Origin of the sequence: Oerskovia sp. Root22, assembly GCF_001429135.1 — a bacterium.
Taxonomy (GTDB): Bacteria; Actinomycetota; Actinomycetes; order Actinomycetales; family Cellulomonadaceae; genus Oerskovia; species Oerskovia enterophila.
In genome coordinates, this window is sequence record NZ_LMIL01000001.1 from 158,515 (window position 1) to 171,154 (window position 12,640).

14 protein-coding genes are annotated in these 12,640 nt (G+C 73.0%); 9 read left to right on the forward strand and 5 right to left on the reverse strand.

Annotated elements, in window-relative coordinates; genetic code table 11:
• Positions 1-41: 41 nt before the first annotated feature.
• Positions 42-836, forward strand: coding sequence for a PspA/IM30 family protein (locus ASE15_RS00605; protein ID WP_056760524.1), 795 nt, complete (start codon positions 42-44; stop codon positions 834-836).
• Between the two features lie 178 nt (positions 837-1,014).
• Here ASE15_RS00605 and ASE15_RS00610 read toward each other — a convergent pair whose 3' ends face one another.
• Together ASE15_RS00610 and ASE15_RS00615 are read right to left on the reverse strand one after the other, a co-directional pair.
• Positions 1,015-1,314: a Dabb family protein gene (locus tag ASE15_RS00610; protein WP_056645375.1), complete on the reverse strand. Its 300-nt coding sequence runs from the start codon at positions 1,312-1,314 to the stop codon at positions 1,015-1,017.
• A 78-nt stretch (positions 1,315-1,392) separates the two neighbouring features.
• Positions 1,393-2,151, reverse strand: a complete 759-nt coding sequence (locus ASE15_RS00615; protein WP_056760526.1) for a type 1 glutamine amidotransferase — start codon at positions 2,149-2,151, stop codon at positions 1,393-1,395.
• Between the two features lie 106 nt (positions 2,152-2,257).
• On the opposite strand from ASE15_RS00615, the gene ASE15_RS00620 reads away from it, so the two are divergent.
• Positions 2,258-2,866, forward strand: a complete 609-nt coding sequence (locus ASE15_RS00620; RefSeq protein ID WP_056645372.1) for an NYN domain-containing protein — start codon at positions 2,258-2,260, stop codon at positions 2,864-2,866.
• Between the two features lie 117 nt (positions 2,867-2,983).
• On the opposite strand, the gene ASE15_RS00625 is transcribed toward ASE15_RS00620, so the two are convergent.
• The gene (locus ASE15_RS00625; protein ID WP_056760529.1) at positions 2,984-4,189 is read right to left on the reverse strand and encodes a winged helix DNA-binding domain-containing protein; all 1,206 of its coding nucleotides are present in this window, start codon (positions 4,187-4,189) and stop codon (positions 2,984-2,986) included.
• 139 nt (positions 4,190-4,328) lie between these two features.
• Between ASE15_RS00625 and ASE15_RS00630 the strand changes: the two genes are divergently transcribed.
• From ASE15_RS00630 to ASE15_RS00650, 5 genes are all read left to right on the forward strand, one after another.
• Positions 4,329-5,078 carry a response regulator transcription factor gene (locus ASE15_RS00630; RefSeq protein WP_056645367.1) on the forward strand — a complete coding sequence of 250 codons (750 nt, stop codon included), beginning with the start codon at positions 4,329-4,331 and terminating at the stop codon, positions 5,076-5,078.
• Positions 5,075-6,844 carry a cell wall metabolism sensor histidine kinase WalK gene (locus ASE15_RS00635; RefSeq protein WP_082618067.1) on the forward strand — a complete coding sequence of 590 codons (1,770 nt, stop codon included), beginning with the start codon at positions 5,075-5,077 and terminating at the stop codon, positions 6,842-6,844. Before ASE15_RS00630 ends, ASE15_RS00635 begins: the two co-directional genes overlap by 4 nt.
• Before the next feature lie 62 nt (positions 6,845-6,906).
• Complete coding sequence (locus ASE15_RS00640; protein ID WP_056760535.1) at positions 6,907-7,644, forward strand: hypothetical protein; 738 nt, start codon at positions 6,907-6,909, stop codon at positions 7,642-7,644.
• Positions 7,645-7,841: 197 nt separating this feature from the next.
• A complete protein-coding gene (locus ASE15_RS00645) occupies positions 7,842-8,132 on the forward strand; it encodes a WXG100 family type VII secretion target (protein WP_056645360.1) in 291 nt (96 codons plus the stop codon).
• A 28-nt stretch (positions 8,133-8,160) separates the two neighbouring features.
• Positions 8,161-9,798, forward strand: coding sequence for a PQQ-binding-like beta-propeller repeat protein (locus ASE15_RS00650; RefSeq protein ID WP_056760539.1), 1,638 nt, complete (start codon positions 8,161-8,163; stop codon positions 9,796-9,798).
• 2 nt (positions 9,799-9,800) lie between these two features.
• Here ASE15_RS00650 and ASE15_RS00655 read toward each other — a convergent pair whose 3' ends face one another.
• Complete coding sequence (locus ASE15_RS00655) at positions 9,801-10,202, reverse strand: helix-turn-helix domain-containing protein (protein WP_056645352.1); 402 nt, start codon at positions 10,200-10,202, stop codon at positions 9,801-9,803.
• A gap of 81 nt (positions 10,203-10,283) precedes the next feature.
• On the opposite strand from ASE15_RS00655, the gene ASE15_RS00660 reads away from it, so the two are divergent.
• Positions 10,284-10,694 carry a RidA family protein gene (locus ASE15_RS00660; RefSeq protein WP_056760542.1) on the forward strand — a complete coding sequence of 137 codons (411 nt, stop codon included), beginning with the start codon at positions 10,284-10,286 and terminating at the stop codon, positions 10,692-10,694.
• 53 nt (positions 10,695-10,747) lie between these two features.
• On the forward strand, positions 10,748-11,584 hold the full coding sequence (locus ASE15_RS00665; protein ID WP_056760543.1) for a 4'-phosphopantetheinyl transferase superfamily protein: 837 nt from the start codon (positions 10,748-10,750) through the stop codon (positions 11,582-11,584).
• Between the two features lie 2 nt (positions 11,585-11,586).
• Here the strand turns inward: ASE15_RS00665 and ASE15_RS00670 are convergent, their stop codons facing one another.
• Complete coding sequence (locus ASE15_RS00670; RefSeq protein ID WP_056760545.1) at positions 11,587-12,549, reverse strand: iron chelate uptake ABC transporter family permease subunit; 963 nt, start codon at positions 12,547-12,549, stop codon at positions 11,587-11,589.
• Between the last annotated feature and the right edge of the window lie 91 nt (positions 12,550-12,640).

A 12,640-nucleotide genomic window follows, 5' to 3' on the forward strand; every position in this document is an offset into this window, starting at 1 on the left:
GGCACCGCGTACACGCATCCACGAGCAGGAAGGCACGACCGATGGCAGAGAAGCAGAGCATCTTCGGACGCATCACCCAGCTGGCCAAGGCGAACATCAACGCGCTCCTCGACGGCGCCGAGGACCCGCAGAAGATGCTGGACCAGCTCGTCCGCGACTACACGAACAGCATCGCCGACGCCGAGCAGGCCGTCGCGCAGACCATCGGGAACCTCCGGCTCGCCGAGCAGGACTACAACGAGGACGTCGCCGCGGTCCGCGAGTGGGGCGACAAGGCCGCCGCAGCCTCCGCACGCGCCGACCAGTACCGGTCCGCAGGCGACCCGGCCAACGCCGACAAGTTCGACAACCTTGCCAAGGTCGCCCTCCAGAAGCAGATCTCCGCAGAAGGCGAGGTCCGTCAGGCCGAGCCCCTGATCACCTCGCAGCGCGAGACGGTCGAGAAGCTCAAGACCGGGCTCGCGCAGATGAAGGACAAGCTGGGCGAGCTCAGGTCCAAGCGCGACTCGCTCGTCGCCCGTCAGAAGTCCGCGGAGGCACAGCAGACCGTCCAGGGCGCGATCAGCTCGATCAACGTCCTCGACCCCACGAGCGAGGTCTCACGCTTCGAGGAGAAGGTCCGCCGCGAGGAGGCCAAGGCGCTCGGCCAGGCCGAGGTCGCCGCGTCCTCGCTCGACGCGCAGTTCGAGGAGCTCGAGACCTCGGGCGCCAACATCGAGATCGAGGCCCGGCTCGCAGCGCTCAAGAGCGGCGGCGCGTCCCCCGCCCCGCAGATCTCGCCCACGACCGTCACGTCGATCGAGGCCGGCACCCAGGACGCCCCCAGCGAGTGGTAGTCCCCTGACAAGACAGCTCTGCGGCCGGGGTGCGAGCGCCCCACGCAAGGATGCGGCGACGGCCGGTGACCTCGTGGTCACCGGCCGTCGCGTCGTCGTCGGAAGGGTGGTCGGAGGGTCCGGCCCGGGCGCCACGCGCCGTCAGCAGGGGCTGCCGGAAGGGGCCTGCGGTCGCGCGTCAGCCCGCAGGCAGCGGCTCGTAGTCGATCTCCAGGAAGTCCTCGACCTCGGGGACCCAGCGATCGGCCACGAACGCCCGGTGGTCCGGGTGCTGGTCGTAGGCCGCGTACGCCGCAGCGTCCGCGAACTCCATGGAGAAGCCGAACGTGAAGTCGTTCTTGGCGCTGGTCTGGCGCAGCTGCTCGAACCGCTCGACCCCCGGGATCGTCGCGAGGACGCGGGCGTCGGTCAGGAAGGCGGTCTCTGCGGCGGACCCCTCGGGGTGGCGCAGGCGGAAGGCGACGGTGTGACGGATCATCCCGACACCCTGCCACCGACCGACCGGTCAGCCCGGGCGGACACGCGTCGTGTCGCGGCGCGACGCGCCCTGCGCGACCTACGCCCGCACGCCCCGGCGAGCGACGTCGTCGTGCACGACCGCCAGGAACGACTCCGCGAGGAGGCGGCCCGTCTCGAGGACCTCACCCTCGAACGGCGCGGCGTCGGCAAGGATGTTGGTCGTGTCGACGTCGTCGTGCTGGTCGGCCCAACCCCGGATCGTGGCGAGCGTCGCCTCGGGGTGGAACTGGACCCCCAGGGCCGAGCCGTGGCGGAACGCCTGGTACGGGTACATGTCCGACATGCCGAGCCACGACGCGCCCTCGGGGAGGTCGATGATCGCGTCGGCGTGCATGCTGACCGTGAACGAGCGGGCCCGCTTGCCCGTACCTGCCGCGGCGCGTGCGATCGGCCCCAGGACGGGGTCGCCCTCGGCGCCCGCCTTCCAGAACACGCGGGTCAGGCCCGCCTCGCGACCGGGAGGGGCCGCGACCTGCACCTTGCCACCGCCCGCGACCGCGAGCAGCTGGGCGCCGAGGCAGATCCCGAGCGTCGGGACGTCCGAGAACACCGCGGCGGCCAGCAGGTCGCGCAGCGCGGGGAGCCAGGGGGCGACGTCGTCGGCGTAGGCGGACATCTGCCCGCCCAGGACGACGAACCCGTCGCCCAGGTCGGTCGCCTCCGGCAGGGCGTCCCCGTCGAAGGGGCGGACGAGGCGCACGTCGGGCCCGAGCCGGTCGGCGAAGGCGTCCAGGGTGACGTCCGGGGAGTTCTGGACGACCGTGATCCGGACCGGGTCGAGAAGCTGCTGGTTCACCGCTGAAAGGTACTCGCCCCCGGGGGGTCCGGTGCAAACCGTGCCCACGCCTCGACCCGTTCCGTGTCGGGAACGGGGACTCTCCCCGCCGGATAGGCTGGACCCCATGTCGGACTCCAGCACGTCGAACGGCCTCGTCAACATCCAGGGAGAGGCCCCGCGCCGCACCTACCTGATCGTCGACGGGGAGAACATCGACGCGACGCTCGGCATGAGCGTCCTGGGGCACCGGCCCAACCCCGAGGAGCGACCACGCTGGGACCGCATCGTCGACTTCGCGGCCCACCTGTGGGCCCAGGACGTCACGCCGCTGTTCTTCCTGAACGCCTCGTCGGGTCAGATGCCCATGGCGTTCGTCCAGGCGCTGCTCGCGATGGGCTACCGGCCCATCCCGCTGGCCGGGTCCAGCTCCGAGAAGGTCGTGGACATCGGTATCCAGCGCACCCTCGAGGCGCTCAAGGACCGCCCGGGTGACGTGCTCCTGGCGAGCCACGACGGCGACTTCATCCCGCAGGTCGAGGAGCTGCTCGAGGACAGCGACCGCCGCGTCGGGCTGCTGTGCTTCCGCGAGTTCGTGAACTCGCGCTTCTCCGAGCTGGCCTCGCGCGGCCTGAGCTTCTACGACCTCGAGGACAACGTGGGGGCGTTCACGACGATCCTGCCGCGCGTCCGGATCATCCCGCTCGAGGAGTTCGACCCGCTGCGCTACCTCTGAGTCCACCGAGGGGCGGGGCCGCGCAGCACGCGCGGCCCCGCCCTTCGCGTCATCAGCAGGGCCGGCACGCACGCAGGGCGCACGCCGTCCGCACGACGCGTCAGGCCGCGCCCGGCCTCAGCCCCGCAGCTCGCGGTACAGGGGCGTGGGGAACGACGCCGTCACGCCTCCCCCGCCCAGGAGCGACCCGATCCGCTGCGCCTCGGCCTCGACGGCCGCGGCGCCGTCGGTCCCGACGTCCTCGAGCAGACGGGACACGACCTCGCCGTCGGCCCGCACGGCCCATGCCCCCACGATGCGCCCTTCCCACCAGACCGTCGCGCCGATGTTGCCCGCCGAGTCGAAGAGCTGCTCGCGGTGCGGACCGAGGTACCAGTCGCGGTGCTTCCAGCCCATCGCGGTGGGGTCGAGCGAGGGCAGCAGCGCGACGTGCCCGGCCGCAGCACCGAGGCCCGGCCCGGTCGGCAGCTCGGTCGAGCGCAGCACGACCCCGGCGCCGAGCCCCTCGAGCTCGACCTCGCGGACGTCGAGGGCTGCGACCGCTGCCCGCGTCTGCCCCAGGTTCCACCCGGTCCACCACTGGAGGTCCGCCAGGATCGCGGGCCCGAACGCCTCGAGCCAGGCCCGCGCGAGCCGCACGCGCGCCTCGGCCTCGTCGACCTCCGGGATGCCGCCGGGCAGCCAGTCCTCGACGGGCCGCCACAGGAAGCGGTTGGACGACCAGCCGCCGGTCGGCTCGCCGCGCACGATCCGCCCCTCGGCCGACAGCAGCGACAGCAGGGGCGAGGTCAGCGAGCGCCGCACGTCCCAGGACTTGGTCGTGGTGGGCAGGAACGCCGTCCGCAGCACGGGGGCCCGCGCCGAGAGCTGCGCCCCGGTGAGGGGTCCGTGCTGGGCCAGCGCGTCGTGCACCTGCTCCTCGGCGGCGGCGAGGAAGGCCTCGGCGTCCTCGACGGGCGGGTCCATGGGGAGGGTTGCGAGCTCCTTCAGGAGGCGGGCCCTGAGCCTGCGCCCGACGGCGGCGCTCGCCCCCGCGTGGACGACCGGCACCATGTCGCGCGCGACGACGAACAGGGTCCGGCGCATGGCCAGGACCCGCACGAGGGTGCGACGGTCGTACATCGCGGCCTGCACGTCCTCGATGCGCAGCTCGGGCACGCGCGCGAGGACCGAGAGGTAGACGCTGGGCGCGTCGGTCGCGTGGAGGGCGACGAGCCGGTCGACGACCCCCTCGACCGTGCTCTCCGGCGCGGGACCGGCAGCCCCGAGGTCGAGCTGGTGCGCGACGAGCCGCGCCCTCCTCTGGTCGTCGCTGATCCGCATGCCTGCATCCTTCCGTCTCGACGGGCTGCTGTCAGTGCCTGGACGGCCCGCCGCACCATGGTCCGGCACCCCACCCACAGCCCCCTTGCCCACCGCTCGCGCCCAGGCGACTCCCAGGGTTCGGTCGCACACTGGAACCATGAGCGAACCCGAGGCGCGGCTGGTCGTCGTCGACGACGAGCCCAACATCCGCGAGCTGCTGTCCACGTCCCTGCGTTTCGCCGGGTTCGAGGTGTTCGCCGCGGCGGACGGCACGAGCGCGCTCAAGCTCGTGCGCGACGTCGAGCCGGACCTCGTGGTCCTGGACGTCATGCTCCCCGACATGGACGGCTTCACCGTGACGCGGCGCATGCGGGCCACGGGCCAGCACACGCCCGTGCTCTTCCTCACGGCCCGCGACGACACGCAGGACAAGGTCACGGGCCTCACGGTCGGGGGCGACGACTACGTGACCAAGCCGTTCAGCCTCGAGGAGGTCGTGGCCCGCATCCGTGCGGTGCTGCGCCGCACGCACGCCGAGCCCGAGGACACCGCGGTGCTGCGCTTCGCCGACCTCGAGCTCGACGAGGACTCGCACGAGGTGCGCCGCGCGGGCCAGGTCGTGGACCTGTCCCCCACCGAGTTCAAGCTGCTGCGCTACCTCATGCTCAACGCCGGCCGCGTGCTCTCGAAGTCGCAGATCCTCGACCACGTCTGGCAGTACGACTGGGGCGGCGACGCGAACATCGTCGAGTCCTACATCTCCTACCTGCGCCGCAAGATCGACAACCTCACGGTGACCGGTCCCGACGGCACCGAGGAGCCGGTCCAGCCGCTCATCCACACCAAGCGCGGGGTCGGGTACCTGCTGCGCACGCCCCCGGAGTCGGGGAGCGCCCGCAGGTCATGAGCACGCCTTCTTCCGGTCGCCCGGTCGGGGCTTCCGGGGGCGCCCTGCCCCCGGTCCCGCCGCCTCCGCCGTCCGGCCCGACGACGTCGCGCCCGTCCTCGGCGCCCCGCACCCCCGGTGCGGCGCGTCCTGGGACGCAGGCTCCGTCGTCGGGCACCGATGCAGGCTCCGGTGGTTCCAGCGGTGCCGGTGGTCGCGGCCCCGCGGCACCCGACTCACCCCCCGTCCCCGCGCCCGACGAGCCCCGCCCCTACGGCCGGACCGTCCCCACCGAGAACTGGGGCTGGTTCGCCCGGGTGCCGCTGCGGGCACGTCTCGTCGCGATCATCGCGCTGCTGCTCGCCGCGGGCCTGGGCATCGCGGCCCTCGCGACGACGACCGTGGTGGCGCGGTACCTCGTGGGACAGGTCGACCAGCAGCTCGACCTCACGGCCTCCGCGGTCGCCGACGAGACGTTCCGGGGCAACGCCTCGAGGTCCACCCTGCCCAGCGAGTACTACGTCCTGATCCGCTGGGACAACGGCGCCGAGACCCCCAAATACTGGGACAAGGCCGTCGAGCGCTCGGGCGCACCGCAGATCCCGACGTTCATGGCCCAGGAGATGGCGACCCGCACGGGCAAGCCGTTCACGGTCACGTCGGCGGGCGGGACCACGCCGGCCGAGTGGCGCGTCGTGCCCTACCCGGTCATCAGCAAGCTCACGGGCGAGACCGTCGGGACCGCCTACGTGGCGCTCCCCCTCACCGGGATCCACGAGACCGTCAAGGTGCTCGGCCGGACGCTCGCGGTCAGCGCCCTGGGGATCGCCCTGATCGGCGGCGCCGTCGCGTACCTCGCGGTGCAGCGCGCCCTGCGCCCGCTCCGCGAGATCGAGGAGACCGCGGCCGACATCGCGGGCGGCGACCTGACCCGGCGCATCCGGCCTGCCCCACCGAGCACCGAGGTCGGCTCGCTCGCGGCGTCGCTCAACACCATGCTCAACCACATCGAGCGCGCGTTCGCGGCGTCCGAGGCCTCCGAGGCCCGCATGCGCCGCTTCGTGTCGGACGCGAGCCACGAGCTCCGGACCCCGCTCGCGACCGTCAAGGGCTACGGCGAGCTGTACCGCATGGGGGCGCTGACCACGCCCGAGCAGATGGACGACACCATGCGTCGCATCGAGGACTCCGCGACGCGCATGGGCACGCTCGTCAACGACCTGCTCGCGCTCGCCCGCCTCGACGAGGGGCGCCCCATCCGCCACGAGCCCGTGAACCTCGCGGCCCTGGCCCGCGACTCCGCGGGAGACCTGCACGCGCTCGACCCCACCCGGCCGGTGCGCGTCGTGAGCCTGGGCGGCTCGGGAGACGCCCCCGAGGAGCTCACCGTGATCGGGGACGAGGACCGGCTGCGGCAGGTGCTCGCCAACCTCATCGGCAACGTCTCGCAGCACACTCCCGCGGGCACCCCGGTCGAGATCGCGCTCGGGACCCAGGAGCCGCAGGACGCGGGCGACGACCCCCTCGCGGTGCTCGAGGTCCGTGACCACGGACCGGGCATCACGCCCGAGCAGGCGGCCCACGTGTTCGAACGGTTCTACCGCGCGGACTCGTCGCGCAACCGCGCCTCGGGGGGCTCGGGACTGGGCATGGCGATCGTCGCGGCGATCGTCGGGGCGCACCAGGGACACATCTCGGTGGCCCCCACGCAGGGCGGTGGCCTCACGGTTCATGTGGAACTCCCGACACAGGGCTACGATGACGGGTCGTCGCCCGATCGGACGTAGGCTCGAGATGAACCTGTGGACCGACGGCGCACCCCGTTCCCGCATCGAAGAAGGCTGATCTCATGGGCGTCACCACCTCTGACGCACCGCAGTGGTTGCTCACCTCCTGGACCCGTAGCTGCCGAGGCGCCGGAGCGACGGCGTCCGACGACGAGATCCGCGCCGTGGGCGACGGTCTCCTCGAGCGCTGGAGCCAGCCGGACCGTCACTTCCACAACCTGAGGCACCTCGCCGACGTCCTCGGCCGGGTCGACGAGCTCGCGCAGGAGACGCACGACGCCGACGTGGTCCGCCTCGCGGCCTGGTACCACGGCGCGATCTTCGACGCGGCCCGCAAGGCCGCGTACGCGAACAAGGGCGGTGAGGACGAGACGGCGAGCGCCGCGCTCGCGTTCGACCAGCTCTCGTCGTTGGGCGTGCCGGAGAAGGCCTGCCGGCGGGTCGCGTTCCTCGTGAACGCGCTCGTGCGCCACGCCCCGGACCCCGCGGACTTCGACTGCGCGGTGCTGTGCGACGCGGACCTCGCGATGCTCGCGGGCGAGCCGCAGCGGTACAAGGAGTACCTCAAGGACGTGCGCGACGAGTACGCGCACATCCCGCTCCCGGACTACCTGCGGGCGCGCATCGCGATCATCACCAAGCTGCTCGACCGACGCACCCTCTTCTCGAGCCCCATGGGGGCCGCGTGGGAGGAACCGGCACGGCAGAACCTGGACGCCGAGCTCCAGCGTCTGCGCAAGGAGCAGGCCAAGCTGCAGGCCTCGGCGCCCCCGGCGCTCATCGCGCCGTCTCCCTCCTGAGTCGTTCCTCGTCGCGGGCGCGGTCCAGGTGACGAGCCGTGCACAGCCCGGCCTCCTGAGGCCCCGTCCACAGTCGCCGGGTCTCTCCCTGCCCGACGACGCCGCTCCCCTCTAGCGTCCTGCTCACCCGGTCGCGCACGCCGCGCCGGGTCGGGGCGCCGACCGGTGCCCAGCGGACGCTGGAGAGGCAGGACGTCATGAGCAGGTACGAGGTCGACAGTGCACGGGTCGCGCAGGCGAGCGCCGCGGTCGGAGGCTCGGTCACGGCCATCCGCGCCGAGGTCGGAGCGATGATGCGCCACCTCCAGGACCTCCAGGCGAGCTGGCAGGGTGGCGCGGCGACCGCTTTCGCCGGGGTCATGACCGAGTGGCAGGGGGCGCAGGTGCACGTCGAGGCAGCGCTGGACTCGATCACCGCGGCCCTGGGTTCGGCCGCGCAGACGTACGCCGACGCGGAGGCCCAGGCATCGAGGCTGTTCCTGCGCTGACGGGTGGGCGGCCGCTAGGCTCCCCTCCATGCCGCGCCGCCGCCAGTCCGCCGCCTCCCGTGCCGTGCCGTTCGAGGTCGTCGAGGACCTGGACGACGGGCTCGCGTCCCCGGAAGCCTCGGTAGGGGCTGCGGCGGCGGACGGCTCCGCTCCTGCCGGGCACGTCGGCGACGGTGCGCGAGCCGCAGGTTCCGTCGGCAGCGCTGCTGGTGACGGCGCTGACGGCACCCAGGGACGCTTCGGCGAGGCGCCCTCCGGGGCCGGGGACACGTCGTCGGGCAGCAGGACGATCCGCTGGAAGCCCTGGGCCGCCGTGGCAGGCGTCCTGGCCCTCGTGATCGGCGGGCTCGCGATCGGCGGCGAGATCGAGGAGCGCCGCACCGCCGCGCGTCTCGTCGCGAGCGTGGGGGGTGTGCTGCCGTTCACCGGACCGCCGCAGGAGCTGTGGTCGTTCGACCTGAGCAACCACTTCTGGATGCCGTTCGGGGGTCTGCTCCTCAGCCAGGTCGACGAAGAGGGCCTCACGGCCGTCGACGTCCTGACCGGGAAAGAGGTGTGGCAGGCGACGGTGGGGCCGGACGCGTACTGCGGTCGGCCCAGCATCTGGCAGACCCTCGCCGAGGAGACCGGACCTCTGCTGTGCCTGTCGGGGACCGCGGACGCCAGGGTCGTCTCGGTCCTGGACACGGAGGGACAGGTCACGGGAAGCCGGAACCTCGGGCCGGTCGTCGAGGGCGCGAGCTACGCCGTCGGGCCGGGAGCCACGGTCGTCCACGTGCGTCGCGACGGGCCCGTCGGGCCCCCGGTCGGCCCGCGCGAGCTCTACGACGAGGGCGGGGAACCGACCTTCGTCGACGTTCCCGGTGGCCGAGCGGTCGTCGTGACCCTGGAGGACGCGGTCTCGGGCGACGTGCTCTGGGAGAACGAGGTGCCGTTCGTCGCGCCGGACGAGGCCTGGGAGTGCCAGGACCTCGGCGACATGGCCACGTTCGCGCTCGACAGGGTGAGCTCGATGACGACGGGCTACGTCGTCACGGTCGACGGATGCGGGATCAGCGCGGCGTTCGACGCCGACGGGACCCGTCTTGACGACGTGACCTCGCAGGACGACCTGGTCGAGCCGCTCACCGCCACGACCGTGAGCAGGTTCGACCAGACGACCCAGCACACGACCGTGCTCGACCGCACAGGGACCTCGCTGTGGGAGGTCACCGGTCCTCTCCTCCGCCCGTCCGCGACCGACGGGACGGGCGAGGACACCGTCCTCGTCGACACCCTGAGCGGCCTGGCGGCGTTCCGCCCCGACGGCACGGAGCTGTGGGACGCCTCGACGTACGCGAGCAGGCTGTTCGTGCACACGAGCGCTGTCATGGTCGTCGACGACGGCGCGAACGGCTTGACCGCGCTCGACCCGACCACGGGCCGCACGCTGTGGACCGTGCCCGGCGAGGACTCGGTCTACCCGTTCGGGGCCGCGACCGACGGCTCCCAGGCGGTCGTCCTCGCGCACGACGACGACGGATCGGCCCGGTCGGTCGGGTACGACCTCGCCACGGGCGAGGTGCTGTGGACCGGCGCGAGCGCCCCGAACGTGGGCATGCTGGGCTACCACGGTGCGCTGCTCCAGCTCCAGCTGTCCGAGAACCGGGTGAGCCGGGTGGGGTGAACCTACCTGCCGAGGCGGCCCAGGTCGTGCTCGGCCTCGTCGTCGAATCGGCCACGAGCACGGTCGACGTCTGCCCCGTGCGTCGCGATCCACTCCAGGAGCGCGTCGATCGGCGCCCGGAGCGTCTTGCCCAAGGGCGAGATGCGGTACTCGACGGCCACCGGCCGGGAGCGGACCACGGACCGCTCGACGATCCCGTTGCGTTCGAGGCGGCGCAGGGTGGCCGTGAGGGACTTCTGCGTCACGGCAGGTATCGCGCGGCGCAGCTCGTTGAAACGAGCGGGTCGCTCACAGAGCTCGTCGAGGATGTGGACCGACCACTTGTCCAGCACCTGGTCGAGCAGTTCCCTGTGCGACGCAGTGATCTCCAGAGGGTGGGCGGCAGGGCGAGAGGTTTCCGTCACGACACCTAGTCTCGTTGAAGTGTCCTTCGGAAACCAGGTATCACTGGGGTACCCAACCGGACCTCGACCAAGGGACCCACCATGACCGTCCATCTCTTCTCTCCCGCCAGCATGGTCGGGCCCACGCCCTACCATCACGTCGCGATCGGAACGGGCACCCGCCAGGTGCACGTCGCCGGCCAGGTCGCCGCGGGCCTCGACGGGCGCCCGGTCGACCCGGACGATCTCGCCGGGCAGGTCGCACAGGCACTCGTGAGCACGGCGAGCGGGCTCGAGGCAGCGGGAGCGACGTTCCAGGACGTCGTCCGACTCACGTTCTACGTCGCGCGGTGGACGCCCGACAAGATGGGTGCGTTCCTGGCCGGCATCGAGACCGTCGCCGCCCGCCTCCAGATCCCGCAGCCCATGCCCCCCTCCTCGCTCATCGGTGTCGAGTCCCTGTTCGAACCTCATGTCCTCGTCGAGGTCGAGGCGACCGCAGTGCTCGACTGAAGCGCACGGGAACCCCGCCCCGCCGATGCCTGCCGGGGTCCTAGAGTGTCGACGTGCCGACTCCTCTCCTGACCGCGAGCGTCACCGTCTGGTGCGCCGCTCCCGGTGCAGCCGGGGTCCGGGCGTCGGCGTGGCTCTCCCCCGACGAGGCCCGGAGGGCAACCGCCTTCCGGCGCGCGGAGGACCGTGAACGGTTCGTCACGGGCCGCGCCCTGATCCGGGCCGCCCTGGGCGAACGCCTGGGCGTCTCGCCGACCGAGGTCGCGATCCGGGTCGGCCCGCGGGACGCCGCGTCCCCTGGCAGGCCGTTCGTCGAGGGGGCGCCGTCGTTCTCGATCGCCCACGCGGGCCGCTGGGTGCTGGTCGCGGTCGTGGGGGCGGTGACCTGTTCCCCGGGGCTCGAGGCAGACGCCACGGACGACGGCGAACTGGACCTCGCAGCGGGTGTGGACGTCGGTGTGGACGTCGAGTCCACGGCCCCGGCACGGGACCACCTCACCGACCTCCTCGATGCCGTGCCCCCGGGCGAGCGTCCGGCCGGGGGCTGGGACGCCGAGTCGTTCACCCGGTCGTGGGCGCGGCGCGAGGCCGTGCTCAAGGCGGTCGGCACGGGGCTCCTCGCCCCGCGCGACGACCTGCTCCTGGCCCCCGCGGACAGCATCGCGGCCGTCGTGCACAGCAGGGGCGCGGTCCCGGCTCCTGATCGGCTCGCGCTGCGGGACCTGGAGCTTCCGTCGGAGCCGTCGGGGGCTCGGCCGTCACCCTCGGCGGGCGAGACCCACCTCGCCGCGGTCGCGCTCTGCTCCCCCGGGGCACCCGTCGCGTTCTCGACCGTCGAGCTCGCCGACGGCCCGACCCTGCTGTCCCGGCACGGGCTCGGGAACCCCTGACATCAGCGCACCTCCCGGCTCTCGCGCAGCAGCAGCCACAGCAGGAACGGTGCACCGACCGCCGACGTCACGACCCCGACCGGCAGGTCCACGGGCAGCGAGCGCGCACCCAGGTCCGCGGCCAGGACCACGCACGCCCCCACGAGCCCCGCACCGAGCGGCGACGGCCCCTGGGCCGCGAGCGCCCGCCACGCGATCTGCGGCGCGACGAACGCGACGAACGGGATGGGCCCTGCGGCCGCGGTCGCCGCGGCCGCGAGGACCACGGCGAGCCCGATCTGCAGCAGCTGCGCCGACGACCGACGCACTCCCAGTCCCACGATCACACGCGCGTCGAACCGTAGGACCGCGAGCCACCGGGACGACAGGGCGCTGACCGCGACCGTCACCACCACCACGGCCGCGACGGGGCCGACGATCGCGAAGCTCGCCCGGTTGAGGCTGCCCGTCATCCAGATGAGGGCCGCATTGAGGTCGGGCAGCTCGGCGCGGACCAGCAGCCACGACGTGATCGCGGACGCGCCGGCGTTGACGCCCAGGCCGACGAGCACCAGGCGGTATCCCTCGATCCCGCCCCGCCACGCGAGCACGCACACGAGCGCGGTCGCGAGGAGCCCTCCCGTGACCGCGACGATCGGCAGACCGGCCGAGACCAGGAACCCGCCGACGACCCCGGCCCCCGTGCCCGCCACGACGATCGCCGCGACCGCCGCGGCCGTCGCGCCGGCCGTGACCCCCAGGATGTCGGGGCTCGCGAGCGGGTTGCGGGCGACCGACTGCGTGATGGCCCCTGCGGCACCTAGCGCGAAGCCCACGACGAGCGCGGTCACGGCCCGCGGTGCCCGCAGGCCCAGCACGACGAACCTGTCGGCGGGGTCGCCCGTCCCCAGCAGCGTCCGGACCACGTCGCCCGCGGGCAGCACGTACTCGCCCACCATGATCGAGGCGACGAGCAGCGCGAGCACCAGGGCGACGAGACCCGCCGCGACCAGTGCCTGGCGCCGGGTGCCCGGGTGGCGACGGAGCGGCGCGAGGGCTCTACCGAGCCTCCTGGTC